21 protein-coding genes are annotated in these 23,322 nt (G+C 69.6%); 13 read left to right on the forward strand and 8 right to left on the reverse strand.

Annotated elements, in window-relative coordinates; translation table 11 throughout:
* The first annotated feature begins 78 nt into the window (after positions 1-78).
* The 3 genes from ACQPYM_RS20640 to ACQPYM_RS20650 all read left to right on the forward strand — a co-directional run bounded on the left by ACQPYM_RS20640 (position 79) and on the right by ACQPYM_RS20650 (position 2,482).
* Complete coding sequence (locus ACQPYM_RS20640) at positions 79-1,359, forward strand: sensor histidine kinase (RefSeq protein WP_433023084.1); 1,281 nt, start codon at positions 79-81, stop codon at positions 1,357-1,359.
* Positions 1,341-1,994 carry a LuxR C-terminal-related transcriptional regulator gene (locus tag ACQPYM_RS20645; protein WP_433023086.1) on the forward strand — a complete coding sequence of 218 codons (654 nt, stop codon included), beginning with the start codon at positions 1,341-1,343 and terminating at the stop codon, positions 1,992-1,994. Before ACQPYM_RS20640 ends, ACQPYM_RS20645 begins: the two co-directional genes overlap by 19 nt.
* Positions 1,995-2,059: 65 nt before the next feature.
* Positions 2,060-2,482 (forward strand): TIGR03667 family PPOX class F420-dependent oxidoreductase, encoded by a 423-nt coding sequence (locus tag ACQPYM_RS20650; protein WP_433023088.1) that lies wholly within the window; start codon positions 2,060-2,062, stop codon positions 2,480-2,482.
* On the opposite strand, the gene ACQPYM_RS20655 is transcribed toward ACQPYM_RS20650, so the two are convergent.
* The 4 genes from ACQPYM_RS20655 to ACQPYM_RS20670 form a co-directional block, all read right to left on the reverse strand.
* Positions 2,479-2,727: a DUF2630 family protein gene (locus ACQPYM_RS20655; protein WP_433023090.1), complete on the reverse strand. Its 249-nt coding sequence runs from the start codon at positions 2,725-2,727 to the stop codon at positions 2,479-2,481. The genes ACQPYM_RS20650 and ACQPYM_RS20655 overlap by 4 nt on opposite strands.
* A 115-nt stretch (positions 2,728-2,842) precedes the next feature.
* On the reverse strand, positions 2,843-3,610 hold the full coding sequence (locus ACQPYM_RS20660) for an ABC transporter permease (protein ID WP_433023096.1): 768 nt from the start codon (positions 3,608-3,610) through the stop codon (positions 2,843-2,845).
* A 35-nt stretch (positions 3,611-3,645) separates the two neighbouring features.
* A complete protein-coding gene (locus ACQPYM_RS20665) occupies positions 3,646-5,355 on the reverse strand; it encodes an AMP-binding protein (RefSeq protein WP_433023098.1) in 1,710 nt (569 codons plus the stop codon).
* A 61-nt stretch (positions 5,356-5,416) separates the two neighbouring features.
* Positions 5,417-6,565, reverse strand: a complete 1,149-nt coding sequence (locus tag ACQPYM_RS20670; RefSeq protein ID WP_433023100.1) for an SLC13 family permease — start codon at positions 6,563-6,565, stop codon at positions 5,417-5,419.
* A 45-nt stretch (positions 6,566-6,610) separates the two neighbouring features.
* Between ACQPYM_RS20670 and ACQPYM_RS20675 the strand changes: the two genes are divergently transcribed.
* Together ACQPYM_RS20675 and ACQPYM_RS20680 are read left to right on the forward strand one after the other, a co-directional pair.
* Entirely contained in the window at positions 6,611-9,331 is a 2,721-nt protein-coding gene (locus ACQPYM_RS20675; RefSeq protein ID WP_433023102.1) for a GNAT family N-acetyltransferase, read from the forward strand.
* A gap of 71 nt (positions 9,332-9,402) precedes the next feature.
* Positions 9,403-10,362 carry a phosphotransferase enzyme family protein gene (locus ACQPYM_RS20680; RefSeq protein WP_433023104.1) on the forward strand — a complete coding sequence of 320 codons (960 nt, stop codon included), beginning with the start codon at positions 9,403-9,405 and terminating at the stop codon, positions 10,360-10,362.
* Here ACQPYM_RS20680 and ACQPYM_RS20685 read toward each other — a convergent pair.
* Together ACQPYM_RS20685 and ACQPYM_RS20690 are read right to left on the reverse strand one after the other, a co-directional pair.
* Entirely contained in the window at positions 10,349-11,524 is a 1,176-nt protein-coding gene (locus ACQPYM_RS20685) for a sensor histidine kinase (protein WP_433023106.1), read from the reverse strand. The two genes, ACQPYM_RS20680 and ACQPYM_RS20685, sit on opposite strands and share 14 nt — an antisense overlap.
* Positions 11,521-12,183, reverse strand: a complete 663-nt coding sequence (locus tag ACQPYM_RS20690) for a response regulator transcription factor (protein WP_433023108.1) — start codon at positions 12,181-12,183, stop codon at positions 11,521-11,523. Before ACQPYM_RS20690 ends, ACQPYM_RS20685 begins: the two co-directional genes overlap by 4 nt.
* Before the next feature lie 142 nt (positions 12,184-12,325).
* Here ACQPYM_RS20690 and ACQPYM_RS20695 point away from each other — a divergent pair, with 142 nt between their 5' ends.
* From ACQPYM_RS20695 to ACQPYM_RS20705, 3 genes are read left to right on the forward strand one after another with little or no spacing between them, the layout of a single operon-like run.
* Positions 12,326-13,261, forward strand: a complete 936-nt coding sequence (locus ACQPYM_RS20695) for an ATP-binding cassette domain-containing protein (protein WP_433023110.1) — start codon at positions 12,326-12,328, stop codon at positions 13,259-13,261.
* Positions 13,258-14,736: an ABC transporter permease subunit gene (locus tag ACQPYM_RS20700; protein WP_433023112.1), complete on the forward strand. Its 1,479-nt coding sequence runs from the start codon at positions 13,258-13,260 to the stop codon at positions 14,734-14,736. The genes ACQPYM_RS20695 and ACQPYM_RS20700 overlap by 4 nt, the downstream gene beginning before the upstream one ends.
* Entirely contained in the window at positions 14,733-15,413 is a 681-nt protein-coding gene (locus ACQPYM_RS20705; RefSeq protein WP_433023114.1) for an ABC transporter permease, read from the forward strand. The genes ACQPYM_RS20700 and ACQPYM_RS20705 overlap by 4 nt, the downstream gene beginning before the upstream one ends.
* Here ACQPYM_RS20705 and ACQPYM_RS20710 read toward each other — a convergent pair.
* Positions 15,410-15,919, reverse strand: a complete 510-nt coding sequence (locus tag ACQPYM_RS20710; protein WP_433023116.1) for a DUF2087 domain-containing protein — start codon at positions 15,917-15,919, stop codon at positions 15,410-15,412. The two genes, ACQPYM_RS20705 and ACQPYM_RS20710, sit on opposite strands and share 4 nt — an antisense overlap.
* A 53-nt stretch (positions 15,920-15,972) precedes the next feature.
* Between ACQPYM_RS20710 and ACQPYM_RS20715 the strand changes: the two genes are divergently transcribed.
* The 5 genes from ACQPYM_RS20715 (at position 15,973) to ACQPYM_RS20735 (ending at position 21,594) form a co-directional block, all read left to right on the forward strand.
* The gene (locus ACQPYM_RS20715) at positions 15,973-17,022 is read left to right on the forward strand and encodes a P1 family peptidase (RefSeq protein ID WP_433023118.1); all 1,050 of its coding nucleotides are present in this window, start codon (positions 15,973-15,975) and stop codon (positions 17,020-17,022) included.
* 92 nt (positions 17,023-17,114) lie between these two features.
* Complete coding sequence (locus ACQPYM_RS20720; protein WP_433023120.1) at positions 17,115-17,873, forward strand: ABC transporter ATP-binding protein; 759 nt, start codon at positions 17,115-17,117, stop codon at positions 17,871-17,873.
* The gene (locus ACQPYM_RS20725) at positions 17,870-19,777 is read left to right on the forward strand and encodes an FtsX-like permease family protein (protein ID WP_433023122.1); all 1,908 of its coding nucleotides are present in this window, start codon (positions 17,870-17,872) and stop codon (positions 19,775-19,777) included. Before ACQPYM_RS20720 ends, ACQPYM_RS20725 begins: the two co-directional genes overlap by 4 nt.
* 57 nt (positions 19,778-19,834) lie before the next feature.
* The gene (locus tag ACQPYM_RS20730) at positions 19,835-20,464 is read left to right on the forward strand and encodes a DUF5998 family protein (protein ID WP_433023124.1); all 630 of its coding nucleotides are present in this window, start codon (positions 19,835-19,837) and stop codon (positions 20,462-20,464) included.
* A gap of 5 nt (positions 20,465-20,469) precedes the next feature.
* Positions 20,470-21,594, forward strand: a complete 1,125-nt coding sequence (locus tag ACQPYM_RS20735) for an alkaline phosphatase family protein (protein WP_433023126.1) — start codon at positions 20,470-20,472, stop codon at positions 21,592-21,594.
* Here ACQPYM_RS20735 and ACQPYM_RS20740 read toward each other — a convergent pair.
* Positions 21,591-23,282, reverse strand: coding sequence for a S8 family peptidase (locus tag ACQPYM_RS20740; RefSeq protein ID WP_433023128.1), 1,692 nt, complete (start codon positions 23,280-23,282; stop codon positions 21,591-21,593). The genes ACQPYM_RS20735 and ACQPYM_RS20740 overlap by 4 nt on opposite strands.
* Between the last annotated feature and the right edge of the window lie 40 nt (positions 23,283-23,322).

Raw genomic sequence — 23,322 nt, forward strand, 5'->3', positions numbered from 1 at the left:
ACCCTGGTCCTGGGGCTAGACCTGCGGTAGCGCGCACGCTACCGACTAGGGGCCGGTCGCGGACCTAGGGTTGAGCGAGTGGAGAGACCTGACACGGCCTGGGCCGCCCTCAGGTCGCGGCGCTACCTCGTGTCGTCGTGGCCCTGGCGCAGCTATGCCTACCTACTCAGCTCGGTTCCGGTCGGCCTGCTGACGATCACCCTCCTCGTCGGCGCCGCGGCGCTGTGCGCGGTGCTCAGCCCGATCCTGGTCGGCATCCTGCTGATGGCGGCGTTCCCGCTGATCGGAGTCGCGATCGGAGTCGTCGAGCGGTGGCGCGTCCGGTTGATGATCCCGGCGGGCGTACCCAGCCCGCACGCGGCGATCCTCCCGGGCTACAGCCGCCGGGCGCGGCTCACTTTCCGCCGCCGGGAGCGGGCCTCGATCCGCGCACTCGGCTACGGAGTACTGCTCGGGGTTTTCGTCTGGCCGTTGAGTACGGTCTTCGCAGGTCTGAGCGCGGCGGTGCTGGGCGTCACCCTGGCCACCCCTTTCGTCGCGTCGGTCGACGAAGTCGGGATGGGGCCGTGGATCCTGAACACGACGCTCGAAGGAGTGATCTTCCTGGTCGCCTTCGCGCCGCCCTGGTACGTCGTCACCTCGTACATCCTCGGTGCGCTCGCCGGAGCGGAGGCCGAACTCGCCAAGGCTTTGCTGGGACCGCGTGAGGAGGAGCTGCGCAGGAACGTCGCCGAACTGCGCCGGTCGCGGCTCGATCTGGTCGACGCCTTCGAGACCGAGCGGGCGCGGATCGAGCGGCATCTGCACGACGGAGTCCAGCAGCGGCTCGTCGGGCTCACGATGACGCTGGGCCTGGCCGAGCTGGATCTGCCCGAGGGGGAGGGGAAGCGGCTGGTGGTGAAGGCGCATGGTGAGGCCGAGGCCGCACTGGCGGATCTTCGCGAAGCGGTGCGCGGCATCCATCCGCGGGTGCTGATCGATCATGGGCTGGAGGCCGCAGTACGGGAGGTCGCCGATCGGAGCCCACTGCCGGTGAGCGTGCGGATGGCGCTGCCGCAGCGGTTCGCCACGCCGATCGAGGCGGCGGCGTACTTCGTCGTCAGCGAGGCGCTGGGCAATGTCGCCAAGCACGCCCAGGCGACGCACTGCGCGGTGGAGGGCTGGGTGTCCGGCGACCGGCTGGTCGTCACGGTCACCGACGACGGGGTCGGTGGCGCGACGCTGGAGAGCACGACGGGGACCGGTTTGGCCGGGCTGGTGACCCGGCTGGACGCCTTGGGAGGCACACTCGACCTGTCCAGCCCACCCGGTGGGCCGACCCGACTGAGGATGGAGTGCCCGTGCCGGCTCGACGACTGAGCATCGTCCTGGCTGAAGACTCACTGCTGTTGCGCGAAGGGCTGGCCAGCATTCTGGACCGGGCCGGCCACGAGGTCAGGGACGCCGTCGGCGACGCGGACACCCTGCTGGCCGTCGTCCGCAAGGAGCCGCCGGATGTCGTGATCACCGACGTCCGGATGCCTCCGGGCCACAGCGACGAAGGACTGCGCGCGGCCGCGGCCATCCGCGCCGAGCTGCCGGAGATCGGCATCCTGGTGCTGTCCCAGTACGTCGCCGACGCGTACCTGTCATCGTTGCTGGAGACAACGACCGGTGGGATCGGCTACCTGCTGAAGGACCGGGTCGGCCATGTGGCCGAGTTCCTCGAGTCGCTCGACCGAGTCGCCCACGGTGGCACGGTCGTCGACCCCGAGGTGGTTCGCCAGCTGCTGGCTCGCCGCCGCGACGACGGGCCGCTGGCGGCTCTGACTCCGCGCGAACTCGAAGTACTGGCGCTGATGGCCGAGGGCCGGGTGAACTCGTCGATCGCGGAGCAGTTGGTGGTCAGCGAGGCGGCGGTCCGCAAGCACGTCGGCAACATCTTTGCCAAGCTCCAGCTCGACGACGGCCGCGACCGCCGCGTCTCGGCCGTGCTCACGTATTTGCGCGGATAGGGAATCACCGAGTGGTGGGGTCGGTTGCTGCTTGACGTAGCTGACCACCACCACGAGAGGCTCTGATGATCGACCTCGACACCTCCACGGCCTTCGGCAAGCGGATCGCGCGGCAACTGGACGACGAACTGGTGCTCTGGCTGACCACGGTCGCCAAGTCCGGTACGCCGGTACCGACGCCCGTGTGGTTCCTCTGGCACGACGGCGAGATCCTGATCAGCAGCCAGCCGGACAAGGCCAAGCTGCGCAACATCGCCGCCCGTCCGCAGGTCTCCCTGAACTTCAACGCCACCCACACGGGGGGAGACGTCGGCGTGATCTCCGGCACCGCGGTGATCGACCCGAACCCGATCAGCGGCGAGGCGCTGGCGGCGTACAACGCGAAGTACGGCGACCCCATCGCCGGTCTGGGGATGACGACGGAGCAGTTCCACGCCGACTACTCGGTCCTGATCCGCGTCACCCCGGACAAACTCCGCGGCTTCTAGTTGAGGTAGCCCTCGACCGTGTCGGCGGAGCGGGGCTCGGCGGCGTCCGGGTCCTCGCCGAACTCGCGCTTGGCGCGGCGCTGGCGGAGCAGGTCCCAGCACTGGTCCAGCTCGACCTCGAGTGCGCGCAGGCGGGCGCGCTCGTCGTCGTCGGCAACGCTCCCGGCCGCATGCTTGGCCCGCAACTCGTGCTCCTCCGCGACCAAGGCGTCGATCTTGCTGAAGATGGTGTTGTCGTCGGTCATGGGGCCTCCTGGCCTGGACTGAGGAGCGGAAGGAGCGAAGCGACTGGAGTGACGAGGGAAGGCCAGGAGTTACAGCCCCATGACCCGCCGCGCGGAGCGCGGCATCCAATACAGCTCATGGGGAAACGGTACGCCCGTCGGGTAGTGGCGCGCGGGACAGTAGTTCGGTGATGGTGAGGATGGCGATGGTTTCGGCGGCTATCAGGCCGACCAGTACGACTAGCTGAAGGGCTGCGGCGGCTGCGGGGGAGGCGCCGCCTAGGACCATGCCGACGAAGGCGCCGGGTAGGGACACCAGGCCCACCGTGCGGGTCTGATCGAGTGCTGGGAGCAGGGCGTCACCGGCGACCGGGCCGACGACGAGTTTGAAGGCGTCGCGGGGGAGCAGGCCGATCGACAGGCCGGCCTCGAACTCGCCGAACCGGCCGCCGTACTCGCTCAGCACCCGCCGGCCGGCCAGCGTGGTGGCGGTCATCGCGCCGCCGACGATGATGCCGCCCATCGGCAGGATCGTGGCCGGGTTCCGCGGCACCACGCCGGGCAGGATGAGCAGCAGCAGGACGCTCAGTGCACCGGCCCCGATCGCGGCGCCGCAGTACATCCACTGACGGCGGACCACCGCGGTCTGGTGCAACCGCCTGGTGCTGGTGAAGGTCGCGACGCCGAACATCAGCAGGACGAACGCGATCGCCCCGAGCGTGTGCTGCAGCGCGAACCCGACCACCAGCCCGACCGCGGCCAGCTGCACGACCGCGCGCAGTGCCGCGGTGACGATCCCCTTGTCGTGCCGCAGACCGGCGTACCGGGAGCCGGCCACCCCGATCGCGATCAGCAGCGGCAGGACGATCAGCGCGGCGAACCCAAGACCGGTGTCGAGCGACATCCGCCCATTCCAGCACGCCGCGCCCCCGATTCCGGCTATTCGGGACTGAAGTCGGCCTCGTCGAAGGAGTACTCGCCGCGCTCACCGGAGTCGACCTTGGCGGCCTCGTCCGAGCGCAGCTCGACCCGCCGGATCTTGCCCGAGATGGTCTTCGGCAACTCGGCGAACTCGATCCGCCGGATCCGTTTGTACGGCGCGAGATGCTCGCGGCAGAACTGCAGGATCTCCGCCGCCAGCTCCCGCGACGGCTCCCGCCCGGCCGCCAGTACGACGTACGCCTTCGGTACGGCGAGCCGGACCGGATCGGGCGACGGCACCACGGCCGCCTCGGCGACGGCCGGGTGCTCGATCAGGACCGACTCGAGCTCGAACGGCGAGATCCGGTAGTCGCTGGCCTTGAACACGTCGTCGGAGCGGCCGACATAGGTGATGTAGCCCTCCTCGTCGCGGCTGGCGACGTCGCCGGTGTGGTAGTAACCGCCACGCATCGCCTCGTCCGTGAGCTCCTTGGCATCGCGGTAACCGCGCATCAGCGGAACCGGCGGGGGAGCGAGCTCGATGCAGATCTCGCCGTCGTCGCCGACCTCGTCCGTGCCGGGATCGACCAGTGCGATCGAGTACCCCGGCAGCGGCCGGCCCATCGAGCCCGGCTTCACCGGCTGGCCGGGCGGGTTGCCGATCTGCGCGGTCGTCTCGGTCTGGCCGTAGCCGTCGCGGATGGTGACACCCCAGGCATTGCGGACCTGCTCGATCACCTCGGGGTTGAGCGGTTCGCCGGCCGAGATGCACTCGCGGATCGCCACCGTGACCGCGGACAGGTCGGCCTGGATCAGCATCCGCCAGACCGTCGGCGGCGCGCAGAACGTCGTCACCCCGTAGGTCTGCAGGACCTGCAGCATCTTCTCGGCGTCGAACCGCTGGTAGTTGTGGAGGAAGACGGTCGCGCCGGCGTTCCAGGGCGCGAAGACGTTGCTCCAGGAGTGTTTGGCCCAGCCGGGCGAGGAGACGTTGAGGTGCACGTCGCCGGGCTGCAGGCCGATCCAGTACATCGTCGAGAGGTGGCCGACCGGGTAGCTGACCTGTGTGTGCTCGACGAGCTTCGGCTGACTCGTCGTACCGGAGGTGAAGTAGAGCAGCAGGGAGTCGGCGGCCGACGTGTCGACCTCCGGCACCGGCCCGTCGTACTCGCGGGACTTGTCGTAGTCGAGCCAGTTGTCCACAGCTCCACCGATGCTGACCCGGAGGCAGTGATCGGCGATCCCTTCATACCGAGCAGCATCACCGCTGCTGGTGACGACAGCCCGTACTCCGCCGCGCACGATGCGGTCCGCCAGGTCGGCATCGGTCAACAGGGTGGTGGCGGGGATCATCACCGCGCCGGCCCGGATGCAGGCGAGCATCACCTCCCAGAGCGGGACGGTGTTGCCGAGCACGATCAGCACCCGGTCGCCGGGCTGGAGACCAGCCTCGGTGAGCCACCCGGCCACCTGGCGGGAGCGCTCGGCCATCTCCGCATAGGTCAGCGAGTTGACCTCACCGTCCTCCTCGACGATGGTCAGCGCGGCCACCTCCGCCTGCTCGACGGCCAGCGCGTCGAACCAGTCCCTGGCCCAGTTGAACCGATCGAAGACCGGCCAGGCGAAGTCGCGGTAGGCGGTCTCGTAGTCCTCGCGATGGGCAACCAGGAAGTCCCGCGCCTCACGAAACGACCGGGTGTTCTCCGAGGTGCTCTGTTCCTCGCTCATGCCCCGAACTCTTCCCCAGCCCCACCACCCCTGTCGACCCACCCCTCCGGGCGGCTGGTTGTCAGCCGAGGTTGACGGCCAGGACCGCGCCGGTCAGGACGAGTGGGGTGAGGATGAGGCCGCGCCAGAGGAAGGACCACCAGGAGATGTGGATGCCGGCGGCTCGGCAGCGGTCTCGCCACAGGAGGGTGGCGAGGGAGCCCCAGAGGGTGAGCAGGCAGCCGCAGTTCACGCCGATCAGGAGCAGCATCATCCGGGTGGCGTCTGCCGCGGCCACGGGTTCCATCGCGAGGTAGGCGGGGAGGTTGTCGACGGCGTTCGCGCCCAGCGCCGCCGTACTGGTCAGGCGCAGTTGTGCCGCGAGACCTTCTGGGCTGGTGCCGGCGACCTGGCTCAGGACGCCTTCCAGGCCGTGAGCCGTGAAGGCGCCGACGACGAGGAACAGTCCGACGACCGTGACAACCAGCCGCCAGGGGAGCAGCGACCAGGTCAGCTCGCGGCGTCGGCGTACGGCGAAGAGGACGATGAGCACCAGGGCGCCCGCACTCGCCGGCCAAGCCACGTCGATGCCGGTGACGAAGGCAGGCCCGAGCGCGAGACAGACGGCCGCCGAGCCCCAGAAGAGCACCTTGTCGTCGAGCTCAGGAGTCGCCGGTACGACGTACGTCCGGCGCAGGTCGCGACGGAAGAGAACGGCCAGGACAGCCACGGTGATCACGATCGCGGCGACGGCCGGTCGCCAGCTGAGACCGAGATAGTCGCGCAGCCCGAGACCGAGCCGGTCGAACTGGTGCAGCGCGAGCAGGTTGGTGAGATTGGACACTGGCAGCAGCAGCGACGCGGTGCCGGCCAGCCACACCGTGGTGAAGGCGAACAGCTTCGGCGGGATGTCGAGCTGGCGCGCCATCGCGAGCACGACCGGCGTGAGCAGTACTGCGCAGGTGTCCAGGGACAGCACGATGGTCAGACCCGTGGCCAGTGCGACTACCAGGAGCCACAGCCGCCAGGTGCGGCCACGCCCGAGATGCGCCGCCTCCCGGGCGGCGACCTCGAAGACCTTCGCGGCGTCGGCCAGGCCGGCGATCACGGTCACCGCGACCAGGAAGACCAGGACCGGAGCGATCCGCTCGAGCACGGCCAGCGCCTGCGACGGACCGAGCACACCGGGTGCGAGCGCGGCGAGACCGCCGAGCGCACTCAGCCACCACATGGAATTGCCGCCCTCCGAAGTCCGGTGAGTGAGTACGCTGGCCGCGTGACAGCGCCGGAGCAACCTCAGCGGCCGGCCCAGTATGTCCCGGACCACCCGGAAGGCTATCCGGCGGAGTACGAGGCGGACGTCGTCCTGCGGGACGGGGCGACAGCGCATCTGCGGCCGATCACGCCGGGTGACGCGGACCTGCTGGTGGCCTTCTACGCACGGGTCTCGGAGCAGTCGAAGTACTACCGGTTCTTCGCGCCGTACCCGCGGCTGTCCGACCGCGATGTGGCGCGTTTCACCCAGGTGGACTATGTCGACCGGCTCGCGCTGATCGTCACGGTCGGGGACGCGATGATCGGCGTCGGCCGGTACGAGCGGACCGGCCGGCGGACGGCCGAGGTGGCCTTCCTGATCGAGGACGCCCACCAGGGCCGGGGCCTGGGACAACTGTTGCTGGAGCACCTGGCCCAGGCGGCCCGCGAGCACGGTATCGCCCGGTTCGTCGCCGAGGTGCTGCCGGACAACCGCAAGATGATCACCGTGTTCACCGAGGCCGGCTACAAGGTCGCCCGGGAGTTCGAGGACGGCGTGATCATGGTCGAGTTCGACATCGCGCCGACCGACACCTCGTTCGGGGTGATGCAGGCGCGCGAGCAACGCTCGGAGGCGCTGTCGATCGCGCGGCTGCTCACTCCGGCGGGAGTGGCGGTGATCGGCGCCAGCCGGCGTGAAGGCACGATCGGCAACGCGTTGCTGCGTAACCTGCGCGACGGTGGCTTCCCGGGCCGGCTGTACGCCGTCAACACCGACACCCAGGCCGACGAGATCGCCGGCGTACCGGCGTACCCGACGATCCGGGACGTCGACGGGCCGGTCGATCTGGCCGTCGTTGCCGTGCGGGCCGAGATGGTTGCGGACGTCATCCTGGACTGCGCGGCCAAGGGCGTGCGTGGCCTGGTGGTGGTGTCGAGCGGCTTCGCCGAGATCGGTGACGAGGGACGCAAACGCCAGCGGTACCTGGTCGGGCTGGCCCGGTCGTACGGGATGCGCGTGATCGGCCCGAACGCGCTGGGCGTGATCAACACCGCGTCCGGGGTCAGCCTCAACGCGACGCTCTCGCCGCTGATGCCCAGCCGGGGGCGGGTCGCCTTCTTCTGCCAGTCCGGCGCGCTCGGTGTGTCGATCCTGGCCGACATGGTCGGGCGCGGGCTCGGCCTGTCGAGCTTCGTCTCGGCCGGCAACCGGGCCGATGTCTCCGGCAACGACCTGATGCAGTACTGGTACTCCGACGAGGCCACCGAGGTCGTCCTGCTCTACCTGGAGTCGCTCGGCAATCCGCGCAAGTTCAGCCGGGTCGCGCGCCGGCTGGCCGGTCGCAAGCCGGTGATCGCGCTGAAGTCCGGTCGCGCCACCCAAGGTGTCCCGCTCGGCCACACGGTCCGTCGCAGTACGTTGCCTTCAGCAACCATTGACTCGCTGTTCCGGCAGAGCGGGCTGATCGGCGTCGACACTCCCGGTGAGTTGTTCGACGTCGCGCAGCTGGTCGCGCACCAGCCGTTGCCGAAGGGCCGGCGGGTCGCGATCGTGAGCAACTCCGACGCGCTGACCCTGCTGGCCCTCGACACGATGGCCGGTTGCGGGCTCGACGTGGCGGGGGAGCCGCGCACGCTGAACGCCGAGGCGACCGCGGCCGACTTCGGTGCCGCGCTGGGCGAGGTGTTCGCCGACGACCGGGTGGACTCGGTCGTGGTGATCTTCACGCCGCCGGTCCAGTCCAACGGCGCCGAGGTCGCCCAGGTGCTCGCGGCCGCGGCCGCCGAGTCCGACAAGCCGGTCGTCTCCACCTTCCTCGCCTCGCGCAGCGTCCCCGAGCAGCTCCGCGTCCCCGACGAGCACGGCGGCGCGGCCCGCGGCTCGATCCCGTCGTTCTCCTCCCCGCAGTACGCCGTCGGCGCGCTCGCCAAGGCCACCATGTACGCCGAGTGGCGGCGTCGCGCGGACAGCAGCATCCCCGACCTGCCCGGGGTCGACACCACCGGCGCCGAGGACTTCGTCGCGGAGTTCCTGCAGCGCCACCCGAACGGCGCCGACCTCGACGACGCCGACCGGCAGCGGTTGCTGAGCTTCTACGACATCACCGTGCTGCCCGCGTTCCCGGTGCTGTCGGCGGACGAGGCGGTCGCGCGCGCCGAGGAGCTCGGCTTCGAGGTGATCCTGAAGGCGACCGCCGAGCAGTGGCGGATGCGGCCGGACCTCGCCGACATCTGGCGCCACATCCACGACGAGGACGACATGCGCGAGGCATGGGCGGAGATGACCCGGACCTTCGGCGTCGCGTCGGATCCGGGCCGGGCCCAGTTCGTCGTCCAGAAGATGGCACCGCCCGGCGTACCGGTGGTCATCTCGGCCCTGGAGGACGTTGCCTTCGGCCCGGTTGTCTCCTTCGGCCTCTCAGGCGTAGCCACCGACCTGCTCGGCGACCGCGCCTACCGCATGCCCCCGCTCACCACGGTCGACGCGGCCGAGATGGTCCGGGAAGTCCGAGCGGCTCCACTCCTGTACGGCTATCGCGGCTCCGACCCGGTCGACATCCCCGCCATCGAGGACCTGCTCCATCGAGTGTCCCGCCTGACCCTGGAACTGGAGGAGGTAGTCCGCTGCGACCTCCGCTCCGTCCTGGTCGCAGCCCAGGGCGCCACCGTCCTGGACACCAGCATCCGCATCGCTCCCAACGAAAAGCCCCGCCAAGACACGCCGGCCCGTCGCCTCACCTGACCTCGGAGGGCTGGTTTCGGCCGGGCGTATTTGCAGCGCGCGGAGATGCTTCGGCCGTCTAGGCTGAGCTGATGCTGAGGGCGGACGCGACGGGGCTGGCGGAGTTGTTCCGGGTGGGGGAACCGTGTGGGATGCGGGAGGCCATGCGGGGAGCGATGGGGGCTGTCTGGCGGTTGGAGACCGCGTCGGGGGTCTTTGCTGCCAAGGAGTTGTTCTGGTTCGAAGGTGACGTCGCGTCGGTACGGCGGGAAGTCGCGTTCCGGACCGCATGTGCGGTGGCCGGGGTGCGGAGTCCTGAGCCGTTGACGAATGTCAGCGGCGAGTACGTCGTACTGCATGAAGGTGTGTGGTGGCGGATGTACGAGTGGGCTGACGGTGAGGTGCCGGACCACTCGGACGTCGAGATCACCACGTGGCTCGCTCAGCAGATGGCGGTCATTCACACCCTCGACTGGTCCCGTGGCGAGCTCGAGCCGGTGCCGTTCTACCACTGGGTCGACGTCGACTGGGACGAGCTGGCAGACAAGGCGCAGCAGGCCGGCGTCGACTGGGCCGACGACCTTCAACAGGCCCAACCACAGCTGGCCGAGCTGACCGCGCTCGTCAACGCGGAACCGGTCGGCGACCAGGTCTGGTGCCACCGCGACCTCAAGAACACCAATGTACTGCGGCCCGCGCGCAACGTTGCTGGGGGCAACTGGTTGGTTGACTGGGACAACGTTGGTCCACTCTCACCCGAGCGCGAACTCGGTGCGCTGCTGATGTGGCACCTGCACAACCCAGCCAACCTCCGGCGCATCGTGACCGCCTATCACGCGGCGGGCGGACCAGCCGAGATCACCGGCCCGGCCTCGTTCGCCACCGGCCTCGCGATCACCCTCAACTTCCTCCACGGCCAGGCCAGCCTCGCGATGGACCCCACCCACTCCGAGGCCCACCGCGATTACGCCACCCGCCAGATCCACGGCTTGATCTCAGGCCTCCCTGACCTCGCACAACTGAAGACAGCCGCCGGCATCAGCCGGACCTAGGTGGGGCCAGGTCGGGGCGCATGAATCGCACCGTGATGGCCAAGCCACCTTCGGCACGGGCGGTGGTGGTGAGAGTGGCGCGGTGCGCTTCGGCAACGGCCTTGACGATGGCGAGTCCGAGACCGTAGCTGTCGCGGCGGCCGCTGCGGTCGGGCGCCAGGCGTTGGAAGGGCTGGAAGAGTCGCTGGAGGTGGTCATCGGGGATGACCGGCCCGCTGTTGACGACCGCGAGGACGACCTGGGGACCGACGGTCTGCGTGGTGATCTCTACGCGATCGCCTGAGTTGTTGTGGCGGATGGCGTTGTCGATCAGGTTGGTGACGAGGCTTCCGATCAGTCGCGGGTCGCCGGCCGTCACCGCGGGCGCGAGGTGCTCGGTGAGGTCGATGCCTTTCCGTCGCGCCTGGTCGCGGTGCGAGTCAACTACCTCGCCAACGATGGCGGTGAGGTCGACAGCGTCCCAGTTCGTGACGCCCCGTTCGCTGGTGGCGAGGGTGAGCAATGCCTGCACAAGACGCTCCTGGTGCTCGCCCAGTGCGAGTGCTTCTTGGCAGACCGAGCGCAGGGTGGCCGCATCGGCGTCCGGATCGGCGAGGGTGACTTCCAGCAGGGTCCGCAGTCCGGCGAGTGGCGTGCGGAGCTCGTGCGAGGCGTTGGCGACGAAGTGCCGTTGCGCGGTGAAAGAGGCTTCGAGGCGGGCGAACAGATCGTCGAGGATGGAGCCGAGTTCGGTCAGCTCATCGGTGGGTTCGCCGAGGTCGAGCCGCTGATCGAGATTGCCGGCCGAGATCGCTTTGGCGGTAGCGGTGACGGCTCGCAGCGGCCTGAGGAAGCGGCCGGCGACGTACCAGCCCGCTGCCCAGGCGATCGGGATGAGCAGAACCAGGGCGAAGGCGGCGCCGATCACGAGCTGCTGCGGGTCGATCCCTCGCCCGGCTCCGGTGACCACGCCTGGAGTGGCGCTGCCGGCGGCCGTGGTCTTCTGCAGGCCGGTGAGCGGGATGGTCACGAGGGCAAGAATCCCGAGCCCGGCGAGATAGATGCCGGTGGCATAGAAAAGCGTGAGCCGGGCCTGCAGAGAGCGCCGCGGCCGCTGCGTAGCACCTGGCTCCTGGCTGGTGACGGCGAGGGGCTGCCGGGATCGGCCGGTCGGGTCGGTCATGCCGGTCCGATTCGGTAGCCGCCTTCGCGGATGGTTTCGATGACGGGTGGGGCGCCGAGTTTGGCCCGGAGCCGGTGCATGGTGTGTTTCACCGCGGAGCTGAAAGGATCGGCGGCTTCGTCCCAGGCTCGTTCGAGCAGTTCCTCGGCGGACAGGACCAGCCCTGGCGCAGCGAGCAGGCATTCGAGCAGTGCGAACTCCTTGGGACTCAGCTCGAGCCGCCGGCCGGCGCGGAAGGCGGTCCGGCGAGCCGGATCCAGGACGATGTCGCCGCAGGTGAGGGTCGGTGGAAGCGGCGGGGCGGCGCGGCGCGCCAAGGCGCGGACCCGGGCGACCAGTTCGGCGAAGGCGAACGGCTTGGCCAGATAGTCGTCGGCGCCGAGACTCAGCCCGTCGACCCGGTCCTCGATCGTGCCGGCCGCGGTCAGCATCAACACCCGGGTCTCGGCGCGTCCGTGCGCAAGCTCCCGGCAGATGTCGTCGCCGCTGACGCCAGGCAGATCGCGATCGAGAACCACCACGTCGTACCGGGTGGAAGCCAGCCGATCAACGGCAGCGTCGCCATCCAGTACGACGTCGACGGCCATGCCCTCACGCCTCAGCCCGGTCGCGATCGACCGAGCCAGTACTTCGAAGTCCTCGACCACCAGAACTCTCATCGCGGTCCACCCGTTCGACGTCTCACCTACGCCACGATGCCAGGCGCCCGGTTGCAACCAGGTCGCAGTCACCGCGACGGAGCTGCGACCGGCCGCTGTCTAGAACTAGCCAGATGAGACCTTCGACCAACTACCTGCCCAGATGAGCGGCACAGCAATCGTCGTCGCCGGGTTGCGCAAGCGCTACGGGACGACCCAAGCCCTCGACGGCATGACCTTCACTGTTCGCCCGGGCCTGGTGACCGGATTCCTCGGGCCGAACGGCGCCGGGAAGTCCACCACGATGCGGGTAATCCTCGGTCTGGATGCGGTCGACGACGGCACTGCCCTAATCGACGGCAAGCCGTACCACCGCCTGCGGCGTCCGCTGAGTCACGTCGGCTCACTACTCGACGCAGCCGCACTGCATCCCAGTCGGACCGCTCGCAACCACCTGCTCTGGTTGGCGCATTCGCAGGGCTTGCCTGCGCGCCGCGTGGACCAGGTGATCGAACAGGCCGGCCTGACTTCGGCCGCCAGGCGCAAGGCCGGCGGCTATTCGCTCGGCATGCGGCAGCGACTCGGGATCGCCGCGGCCCTCCTTGGCGACCCGCCGATCATCATGCTCGACGAGCCGTTCAACGGCATGGACCCCGACGGCATCATCTGGCTGCGTGGCTTCCTGCGGTCGCTGGCCGCCGAGGGGCGAGCCGTCCTGGTGTCCAGCCACCTGATGAGCGAGGTGCAGGACACCGCCGATCACCTGATCGTGGCCGGACGCGGCAAGGCCATCGCCGACACCGGCGTGGCCGACCTGCTGGCGGCGGCGTCCCGCGACCGGGTGTCCCTGCGAACCACGGCCTGCCCGGAGGCGATCAGGGTGCTCACGCGGGCCGGCGCCAAGGTCGTTGCCGCAGGCCCGGATTCCCTGACTGTTTCCGGCCTCCCGGCCGAACGCATGGTGCAGTTGCTCACCGAGAGCGCGATCCCGTTCTTCGAGGTGTCGGCGCATCGAGCCACCCTGGAGGCCGCCTACCTGGAGCTGACCCGCGACGCGGTCGAGTTCCGCGCCACGGCGCGCAAGGAGGAAGCGCGGTGACCCGCAGCGTGACGCCGTACAGGTCCCAAGGCAACGGCCGAGCTGGGTTTCTCGAGTTGCTGCATGCGGAGTGGACCAAGTTCCGCACCGTCCGGGGCTGGCTGGTCGGTATGGCGGCCGCGGCGCTGATGGTGGTGCTCGTCGCGCTGCTCGCCGGAATCAGTAGCGACCAGCGAGGCGCCCCGGCCGTGCCGATTGGACCGGGGGGCCAACCAGTGACCGACAGCTTCTACTTCGTCCACCAGCCACTGACCAGTGACGGCAGCATCACTGTCGCGGTAGCGGCACTCAAGAGCAGTGTTCCGCAGGGACCCACCGTCGTGCCCTGGGCGAAGGCCGGGCTGATCGTCAAGCAGAGCCTGCGCGAGGGATCGCCGTACGCCGCGATCATGGTGACCGGCAGCCACGGCGTACGGATGCAGACCAACTACCTCGCAGATCGACCTGGCCCGACCGCGGCGAAGTGGCTGCAACTCGAGCGCTCAGGTGACGCGATCACCGGCTACGCCTCCGCCGACGGAATCAACTGGACCAAGGTCGGCACCGTGCACGTGGACCTCGGCCCAACCCCACTAGCCGGGCTGTTCGTCGCATCTCCCCAGGCCGTCGAAGGCCGCGGTACGACGGCCAGCGTGTCAACGGCCACCTTCACCGACCTCCAGGGAACAGACCGCCACTGGACCGGCGATCAGGTAGGAGCCGGATCGCCCACCTTCGCCGGATACCCACCTCCCACGGCGGGATCGTTCACCGAATCCGGCGGCACCTTCACGATCACCGGCGCCGGCGACATTGCGCCCGCCGCCCGCTATTCCCTGCCGACCGCCGGGACGCTCGCCAACCTCCTCACCGGGACCTTCGCCGCGCTGATCGCGGTCGTCGTCGTGGCTGCGCTGTTCATCACCACGGAGTACCGGAACAAGCTGATCCACGTCACCCTGACCGCCGGCCCACGACGGCCGCGGGTCCTGCTGGCCAAGGCGATCGTGTTGAGTGCCATCACCTTCGTCGCCGGGCTGGCGGGAGCGCTCGTCGCAATCCCACTTGGCGCGCGGCTGGCCCGCGCGAACGGCGTCTATATCTTCCCTGTGCACACCTCGACCGAACTACGAGTAGCCCTCGGTACTGCGGCCCTGCTCGCCGCAGCCTCGATCCTCGCCCTCTCCGTCGGCGCCATCTTCCGAACCAGCGCAGGCGCCGTCACCACCGTCATCGCGGCCATCGTGCTGCCGTACCTGTTGGTCGCCAACCCGTTCATGCCCGCCGGCGCCGCGAACTGGCTGACCCGGGTCACGCCGGCTGCTGCCTTCGCCGTACAGCAAACGCTCGTGCAGTACCCACAGGTCGCAAACCCCTACACGCCCTACAACGACTACTACCCACTGGCGCCGTTGGCTGGACTCGCCGTGCTGGCCGGCTACGCAATAGCAGCCCTGGCGGTTGCAACCGTCCTGCTCCAAAGGCGAGACGCATGAGGCGCGCACTGCACGCGGAATGGACCAAGCTGCGGACCGTGGCCAGTCCGCTGTGGCTACTGCTCGGCATGATCGCGACGACAGTGGCGATGGCCGCAGGCGCGGCCTCACTGATGGCCTGCGAGTCCGCCGGTTGCGGTGGCGACCTGACCAAGGTCAGCCGCCTTGGTGTCGAGCTTGGTCAGGCATTGGTCGTCATCTTGGCTGTGCTGGTCATCAGCGGTGAGTACGGCACGGGCATGATCCGCACCAGCCTGATGGCGGTCCCGCGTCGGCTCACGGTCTTCGCGGCCAAGGCCGGGACTCTCACCGCCGTCGTGGCCTTGGCCGGCACCATCGCCGTCCTTGGCTCTCTGCTGGCCGGCCGGCTGATCATGCCCGGCCAGGCGGAGCTGACCGTGGGACACGCGACCGCCGGGCCGGTCCTCTACCTGATCCTGATCGCTTTGCTCAGCCTGGGCATCGCAGTGATCGTGCGGGACTCCGCGACCAGCATCGGAGCCATCCTCGGACTGCTCTACCTGCCGCCGATCCTCGGGCAGACAATCGCCAACCCGCAGTGGCAACAACTGCTCCAACAGCTCGCACCGACGAGCGCCACGCTCGGAGTCACCGCCGGGTGGTCCGCCGCCGCACTCGCCGCCGGCGGACTCCTGCTCCGAACACGCGACGTCTAAGTGCGGGTGTAGATGCCGTCGGTGCGGGTCAGGAGCTGGAAGTCGACCAGGTCGCGGCGGAGGGCGGCGTGGTCTTCGTGCCAGGTGTTGAGGATGGCGTTCACCTCTGCCTCCGGGTAGTCGCGACCGGGCTCGAAGGAGTTGACCAGGTACTCGAGCACGATGCGGGTTTTCGCCGGGAAGGTCGGGAAGCCGGTCAGCCGGCCGTCGCGGATGAAGGCGCGGAGTACGGCGTCGCGGGACGGGTCCGGGTCGAGTGGCTCGCGTTCCGGCCGGCCGGAACGCACTGCGTCCTTGAACACGTCTTCGACCGCGGTCAGCCCTTCGGCGGAGGCCGTCAGCAGGCCGGCCCTGATCAGCCGCTGCGCCGCCTTGCCGACCACCCCGGCGTGGAGTCCGGTGGCGTCGGCGATCTCGCCGGGGGTGCGGGCGCCGAGAACGACGGCGGAGTACGTGCGCAGCCGGGATGGCTCGGCCAGTGATCCACAGAGAAGGTCCGCGTTCATGCCTACCAACGTAATGTCGGCGGCAACTGGATTTCTTTGCTAAACACTTCTCCATGACTGCAGAGCAACCGGGGCCGAACAACGCGATCACCGACGTCCCAGGGATCCTGGTCGGCCAGTACGAGCGGACCGACGCGCCGTACCTCACCGGTACGACGGTTGTGCACGTGCCCGCGAGTGCCGTGGCCGGTGTCGACGTACGGGGTGGTGCTCCGGGAACTCGTGAGACCGATCTGCTCGACCCGGTCAACTCCAATCCCGGCGCGAACGCGATCGTGCTCACCGGCGGCAGCGCGTTCGGTCTCGATGCGGCCTCCGGTGTGATGGCCGCCCTCGAGAAGCTCGGCCAGGGCATCCGGGTCGGCCCCGGCGACCATGACGTCGTACCGATCGTCCCCACCGCGGTGATCTTCGACCTCGGTCGCGGCGGCGGCTTCCAGGCCCGGCCGGATCGCGACTGGGGCCGGCAGGCGTTCGCGGCCGCCACGGACGGACCAGTTGCCGAGGGCAACTATGGTGCGGGCGCGGGCGCGCGGGTGGGTGGGCTCAAGGGCGGGGTCGGCTCGGCGAGCGTCCGGCTCGCGGACGGTACGACGGTCGGCGCGCTGGTGATCGTGAACGCAGCCGGCTCGGCCGTCGACGCCCAGGGCCGGCTGTACGGCGCGCGATACGGGCTGGGCGACGAGTTCGCCGGTCTCCGCACCCCGACCGAACCAGCGCCTGACCTGCCTGGCCGCATCCCCGGCATGAACACGGTCATCGCGGTCGTCGCCACCGACGCGTCGCTGGACAAGGCCACCACCAAACGGATGGCGATGGTGGCCCACGACGGGCTGGCCCGCGCGATCGACCCGATCCACACCCTGGTCGACGGTGACAGCATCTTCGCGCTCTCGACCGGCCAGGCAGCTCGCCTGAGCGTCACCGATCCGGCTGCCCTCCTGCAGTTGGAGACGATCTTCGCGGCCGGGGCTCGCACGCTCTCCCGCGCCGTTGTCCGCGCGGTCCTCGCGGCCGAGACTGTCGAGACGCCCGCCGGCAAGATGCTCAGCTACCGCGATGCCTACCCGTCGACGGTCGCTTCCGACGTACGACCGGAGTAGTACGCCGGTCCGTCCCAGGCTGTCGAAAGACGCGCCACAGACCGGTCCCCGGGCCGACGATCCAGCCACGTGATCCCGGAAAGCTACCGGGTATGAGCCACTCAGGTCCCCAAACCCAGTACCAGCCAGTCCCGCCCCAGCCAGTGCCGACCCAGCAAGGCAACTCCCTCCAAGCCAATCCCCAGCAGCCGGCTGTGCTGGCCGGTCGCGGCCTCGTCAAGTACTACGGCGAGGTCGTCGGCCTCGCCGGTGTCGACGTGTCCGTCCGCGCGGGGGAGGCGCTGGCGGTCATGGGCCCGTCCGGCAACGGCAAGACCACGCTGCTGCACGTCCTGGCCGGCATCCTCAGCCCCGACCAGGGTGAGGTGTGGCTAGGCGGCGAGCGGGTCGACCAACTGAACGACGCCGCCCGCACCGTACTGCGCCGGCGCCGGCTGGGCTTCGTCTTCCAGGACAACCAGCTGCTCGCCGAGCTGCCGGCCGACGAGAACGTGGCGCTCCCGCTGATGGTCGACGGCGTCTCCCGTCGCGATGCCATCGGTCGCGCTCGCGCCATGCTCGCCCAGGTCGGGCTGGCCAACGAGGTCGGCCGTCGCCCCGGCGAGCTCTCCGGCGGCCAGGCACAACGCGTCGCGATCGCCCGAGCCCTGGTCGGCGAGCCGCAGGCCGTCTTCGCCGACGAACCGACCGGTGCGCTCGACGCCGCCACCGGTGCCCACGTCATTGACCTGCTGGTCGGAGCAGCCACTCATCGCGGCGCGGCCGTCGTGGTCGTCACCCATGACGACGCGGTCGCCGCCCGCTGCCACCGCGTCGTACGGATCGTCGACGGCCGGGTGAGCGAGCGATGAATCCGATGACCGACCTCGGCCTGCGCTTCGTTCGCCGGCCCGGACCGGGCGGACGCGCGGCCAACCTGGCGGCCCTCGGCGCCACCGCGATCGTCGCCCTGCTGGTGACCTTCCTGATCGCCGGGTCGCTCGGCCTGACCCATCGCTCCGACCGGATCGGCTGGCGCGGCACCAACGACGGTGACGTCAAGACGGCGGTCGGCGCCGTCAACCAGATCGACGACATGGTCGGTGGCGTTCCGTTCTACCGCTACGACCTCGCGATCAACAATCCGGAGAAGAACGCCGAGCTGCCGCCTCCGCCGGGCTTCCCCAAGACTCCTCAACCGGGCGAGGTGTTCGTCTCGCCCGAGGTCGCCAAGCACTGGTCCGGGGACCTCGCCAAGCGCTTCGGCCTCGACCAGCCCACCGGCGTGATCAGTGCGGCAGGACTGTCCTCGGCCGACGAATGGGTCATCGTCCACGGCGTCGAGAAGAACTCACCGGGGGTCGGCCCGGCCGACGATCCGAAGTACCTGGACTCCTGGCGCGGCACCGCCCTGGACGAGCGAATGGCGATCCTGCTCGTCTTTGTTGCTTTCGGCATCACCCTGGTGCTCTTCCCGTTGCTGAGCCTGGTCGGTCAGGCCGCGGGTGTCGCGGCCAAGCGTCGTGAGCATCGGCTGGCCGCGCTGAGGCTCGCCGGCGCGACGCGGAGCCAAGTGCTCTGGCTGAGTGCCGTCGAGCAAGCAGTGCTCGGGTTCCTCGGCGCGATCGCCGGATTGATCGGCTACATCGTGCTCACCCCGCTCATCGCCCGCATCCCGCTCGGCGGCGGCCGCTGGTACGTCTCCGACCTCACCCCGAGTTGGTGGGTCGCGGCGATCGTCCTGGGCGCAGTACCGGTGCTGTCGGTGCTGAGCGCACTGATCGGGCTCGGCCGGGTCAGCATCACGCCGCTCGGTGTCGTCCGCGGCCAGACCCGGAAGGCGACCAGCGCGCTACGTCTCGGCCTGCTGGTGATCGGCCCGGTCATGCTCGCGATTCTCGGGATGGGCGGCGCGGTCATCCCGCTGCTGATCGGAATCGGCATGGCCGCGCTCGCGGTCCGCGTGGTCGGCCCGTTCGCCGTACAGGTGATCGGGAAGGTGATGGCCCGTACTGCGAAGGGCCCGATCGCCCTGCTGGCCGGTCGGAGGCTCGCCGATGACCCGAAGGGTGCATTCCGCCCGGTCGCCGCGCTGGTCCTGAGCGGGTTCGTGACCGGCTTCCTCGCCCTGTTCATGCCCTACGGCGCGACCCAGGACGGCACCGATGCCGCCTTCGAGCTCTACACCAAGCAGGGTCAGGCGGTCGTCGTCGCCGAGGCCGCGAAGAAGCGGCTCGCCCAGGCCGGTCTGAAGAGCAAGGTGACGACCTCCGACCAGATCGTGAACATCTCCGTCTCGACCACTGACCGCGAGAAGGTCCGCACGGTCCTGTACGACGTTGTGCCGGGCAAGGTCCCGTTGACCGCCGCCGAGAAGGACGAGCAGGACGCGGCCATGTACAAGGACCTGCGTCTCGGCGTGGCCCTGCTGCTCGGACTCGTCTTCGTCACGGGTGCCGCGTCGACGGCGGCCGGCGCGGTGGGGACGGCTCTCGACCAGGCCGGCCCGGCGAAGGCGCTGCGACGTTCCGGCGTACCGCTGAAGGTGATCGAGCGATCCGCCCGACTGGCGGCCGTCGTACCGGTGGTCGGAGTCGGACTTCCGGTGGTCGGCTTCGGTGCGCTGTGCGGGTTGGCGCTGAGCGGTGGCCAGGTGCTCACCGAGGGCAGTTCGGGTGTTGTCCTCCTGGTCGGGCAGGTCGTCGTCGGCCTGGTCTTGGTCGGCGTCGCAGGCGCCGCCGGAGCGCCGGTACTGCGCAAAGCGAGCGTGGGCTGACCGGTTGTCCACAGGCACGGATCGGGTTCCGGGCCCGGCGCATGCAAGGATGAGGTCATGCGTGACCTGAATGCGCCGGTCCCGGAGCTGGCGGACGCCTCGTCCGAACTTCGCGACGCGATCGACCGGTGCGGCTACTACCCAGATGTCGTCTCGGACTCCCTCGCCGTGGCCATCGCCGGCGAACCGATCCGGGCTTTCGTGCTGCAGCACGAGCCGACCTTCGACCGGGACGAGGTGCGGCGCCACATCACCATCCTGGCGCTCACCCCGAGCCGGCTGATCGTCGGGCACACCGACGAGCACGCCGCCGACGACCTGATCCGCGCGCCGTACGCGTCCACCTCGACCGAGGCGATCCCGCTGAACCGGGTGAACGCGGTGGTGGTGAACCGCGTCGTGCCGAACCCGGCCGGCTACGCCTCCAAGGCGTCCGGCGGCAGCGCCGATCCGGCCGCGGCCGGCGGCGAGGTGGTGCTGACCATCGGCTGGGGCATGGTGAACCGGATCGACCTCGAGCCCGCCGTCTGCGCCGACCCGAACTGCGAGGCCGACCACGGCTACACCGGCTCGGTGGCCGCCGACGACATCTCGCTGCGGATCTCCGCGGCGGCGGACGGCCCGGCCGGCATCCAGCAGGTGCTTGACTTCGCCTCGGCGCTGTCGTTCGCAACGACCAGCAGGTAGAGCCGTTGTCCGGTCAGGCGCCCATCCTGCCCGCCTACGGCGGTGGGTCACTCGCAGACGTGCTGCCCTCGGTCGCCGGTGCACTCGGGGTCCCCGGCGAGCAGAACCTGCTCGACCTGCCCCCGGCACCCCGGTACGCCGTACTGCTGCTCGACGGCCTCGGCTGGAACCTGCTCCAGCGCAACGCGGAGACCGCGCCGTACCTGTCGTCGCTGACCGGCCGGAGCCTGACCGCTGGAGTCCCGTCGACGACGGCGGCAAGCCTGACCAGCCTCGGTACCGGACTGCCGCCGGGTGCTCACGGCATCGTCGGCTACACGTCGATCGTGCCCGAGACCGGCGCGCTGCTGAACGCCTTGCAGTGGGACGCTCCGGTCGATCCGCGCCGTTGGCAACCACACCGGACCGTGTTCGAGCGGGTCGCCGCGGCGGGAGTTGCCACCCGCAACGTCAGCAAGGCGCGCTTCGACAGCTCTGGGCTGACCGCGGCAGCTTTCCGCGGCAGCAAGCATCGCGGCGCCGACACGGTCGAGGATCGCCTGGACGCGACCAGGTTCGCGAGCCGCGAGGGCGACAAGTCACTCGTCTACGTCTACGACTCCCAGCTCGACTACACCGGTCACGGGCAGGGGAGTGAGTCGTGGCAGTGGCGCAAGGAGCTCGCCGCCGCTGACTCGTTCGCCGCCCGGGTCAGGTCGGCTTTGCCGCGCGACGCAGTACTGATCGTCGTCGCTGACCACGGCATGATCGACGTCGCCGCCGAGGACCGGCTCGATCTCGACGCCGACCCTGCACTGACCGACGGCGTACGGCTTATCGGTGGCGAGTCCCGCTTCCGGCACCTGTACTGCGTCGACGGCGCGACCGACAACGTGCTGGCGACGTACCGGGAGCGCGTCGGCGACAAGGCCCTGGTGCTCAGCCGCGAGGAAGCGATCGGGCAGGGCTGGTTCGGCGCGGTCGAGGAACGCGTCGCACCGCGACTGGGCGAAGTCATCGTGGCCTCGCTCGGCCCGGTCGCCCTGGTCGCGAGCCGTCGCTATCCGCAGGAGGCGGGCCTGATCGGCCTGCACGGCTCGCTCACCCAGGACGAGATGGCGATCCCGCTCCTCATCGACACCGGGGTCTAGAAGCTCCAGACGTTCCAGTAGAAACTCGCCTGCGCTGTCTTCGCTTCGGCGTCCCGAGCCGTCACGGTCACCTTGTACCGGCCCGAGCCAGGCGTCAGTACGCCGGTGATCCAGCCGCGCTGGGCGTCGATGCTCAAGCCTGGCGGCAACCCGGTGGCGGTGTAGCTGACCTCGCCCTTGCTGCTGGTGCCCTTGAGCAACAGCGGAATGGCCGGCGCACCACCGAACCCGAGCTGCTCGGCCGGCTTGGTGATCGCCACGCCCGACGTCGGCGCCTTCGAGTTCGCACCGACCGCCTTCGCGGCGTCGACCATGCCTTCGCCGTAGAACGAGTTCACCGCGTCCGTCCCCTTGCACCGGGCACCCGCGCTGGCCGGGCACGCGATGTCATCGGCCTGGGTGGCGAGCTGGGCACGAACCTGCGCCGGCGTCAGCTTGGGATTCGTACTGCGCACCAGCGCGGCGACCCCGGCGACGTGCGGCGCGGCCATCGAGGTGCCGTCCATCGACTGGTAGCCGCCCCCGGGAACGGTGGAGTAGACGGCTTCGCCAGGCGCGGAGATGCTGATCTTGCCCTCGCCGTAGTTGGAGAAGCCTGCTCGATTGCCGTCCGGGCTGAGGGCCGCGACGACGATCATGTTCGGCAGTTCGGTCGGCAGGCTGATGCACTGGTCGGTGATCGAGCGGACACCGGGCTTGGAGTCGTTCGGGCTGGTGACGTCGGTGGCCTTCGCGGCCAGGTCGTAGTTCTCGTTGCCGGCCGCGGCGACGTTCACCACGCCCTTGGAGTCGGCGTACGCGACAGAACGCCGTACGGCCTCCTGGATCGCGTCCTGGTCGGGGTCGGTCGGGCAGAGGAACATCCACGGGTCGACGTAGTAGCTGTTGTTGGTGATCGAGATGCCCTTGTCGGCGGCGAAGACGAACGCGCAGACCGTGTTCTCGGCGAAGAACAGTTGCTTGCCCTCGGGCTCGGCGACCCGGATCGACGAGACCTTCACGCCGGGTGCGACGCCGACCATGCCCTTGTCGTCCTTGGCCGCGGCGATTGTGCCGGCGACGTGGGTGCCGTGCGCGGCGACCGGTCGCCAGGCTCCTGGCCGGGTGTCCGCCTTGCCGTAGGCGCACGACGCCGACTTGCTCGCGTCGAAGTTCGCGGCCAGATCCGGGTGCTGATCGTCGACACCGGTGTCCAGTACTCCGACGGTGATCGCCTTCGACCCCGGGTTCACCTCCCAGGCCTTGTCGGCGCCGATCATCGTCATGTCCCGCCGGGCGATCTCGGGCGAGTTGCTCGGCACCGCGGGCGAGGCTGCCGGAATCGCCGGGTTCGCCACCGCGGGCGGCAGATCCGACGTCCGGGTCGCGCCCACCTTCTGCACACCAGGCGCCGACCGCATCGCACCGGCGAAGCCCGCATTGGCGGAGTGCACCACCAGCACCCCGATCGCGTCGTACGCCGCGTAGACCGTCCCGGCATTAGCCGCAACAGCCGCGGCCACCGCAGCGGTCTGCTTAGGAGCCGTAATCACGAAGTAAGCCCGCAACCCAGCCTCGACCCGCGTCGGGACAGCCACCGACTGCACAGTCGTAGCAACCAGGCTCACGCACAGCGTGAGAATCACCATCAGACCTTTGCGCACATCCAAGTAGACCCCGCCGAAGGTCCAGAACAAAAGCCGACGCACCCCGGCGTAGCTGACGGTGTAGCTGCTTTGGCAGGATGGG

It is taken from the genome of Kribbella sp. CA-294648, assembly GCF_050943845.1.
In the GTDB taxonomy this organism is placed as follows: Bacteria; Actinomycetota; Actinomycetes; order Propionibacteriales; family Kribbellaceae; genus Kribbella.

What these genes read in the sequence shown, in the direction of transcription:
- ACQPYM_RS20715 (WP_433023118.1), top strand. Translation starts at nt 15,973, where the DNA reads ATGACTGCAGAGCAACCGGGGCCGAACAACGCGATCACCGACGTCCCA.
- ACQPYM_RS20680 (WP_433023104.1), top strand. Translation starts at nt 9,403, where the DNA reads ATGCTGAGGGCGGACGCGACGGGGCTGGCGGAGTTGTTCCGGGTGGGG.
- ACQPYM_RS20670 (WP_433023100.1), bottom strand. Translation starts at nt 6,565, where the DNA reads ATGTGGTGGCTGAGTGCGCTCGGCGGTCTCGCCGCGCTCGCACCCGGT.
- ACQPYM_RS20665 (WP_433023098.1), bottom strand. Translation starts at nt 5,355, where the DNA reads ATGAGCGAGGAACAGAGCACCTCGGAGAACACCCGGTCGTTTCGTGAG.
- ACQPYM_RS20725 (WP_433023122.1), top strand. Translation starts at nt 17,870, where the DNA reads ATGAATCCGATGACCGACCTCGGCCTGCGCTTCGTTCGCCGGCCCGGA.
- ACQPYM_RS20690 (WP_433023108.1), bottom strand. Translation starts at nt 12,183, where the DNA reads ATGAGAGTTCTGGTGGTCGAGGACTTCGAAGTACTGGCTCGGTCGATC.
- ACQPYM_RS20695 (WP_433023110.1), top strand. Translation starts at nt 12,326, where the DNA reads ATGAGCGGCACAGCAATCGTCGTCGCCGGGTTGCGCAAGCGCTACGGG.
- ACQPYM_RS20685 (WP_433023106.1), bottom strand. Translation starts at nt 11,524, where the DNA reads ATGACCGACCCGACCGGCCGATCCCGGCAGCCCCTCGCCGTCACCAGC.
- ACQPYM_RS20710 (WP_433023116.1), bottom strand. Translation starts at nt 15,919, where the DNA reads ATGAACGCGGACCTTCTCTGTGGATCACTGGCCGAGCCATCCCGGCTG.
- ACQPYM_RS20655 (WP_433023090.1), bottom strand. Translation starts at nt 2,727, where the DNA reads ATGACCGACGACAACACCATCTTCAGCAAGATCGACGCCTTGGTCGCG.
- ACQPYM_RS20650 (WP_433023088.1), top strand. Translation starts at nt 2,060, where the DNA reads ATGATCGACCTCGACACCTCCACGGCCTTCGGCAAGCGGATCGCGCGG.
- ACQPYM_RS20730 (WP_433023124.1), top strand. Translation starts at nt 19,835, where the DNA reads ATGCGTGACCTGAATGCGCCGGTCCCGGAGCTGGCGGACGCCTCGTCC.
- ACQPYM_RS20705 (WP_433023114.1), top strand. Translation starts at nt 14,733, where the DNA reads ATGAGGCGCGCACTGCACGCGGAATGGACCAAGCTGCGGACCGTGGCC.
- ACQPYM_RS20660 (WP_433023096.1), bottom strand. Translation starts at nt 3,610, where the DNA reads ATGTCGCTCGACACCGGTCTTGGGTTCGCCGCGCTGATCGTCCTGCCG.
- ACQPYM_RS20720 (WP_433023120.1), top strand. Translation starts at nt 17,115, where the DNA reads ATGAGCCACTCAGGTCCCCAAACCCAGTACCAGCCAGTCCCGCCCCAG.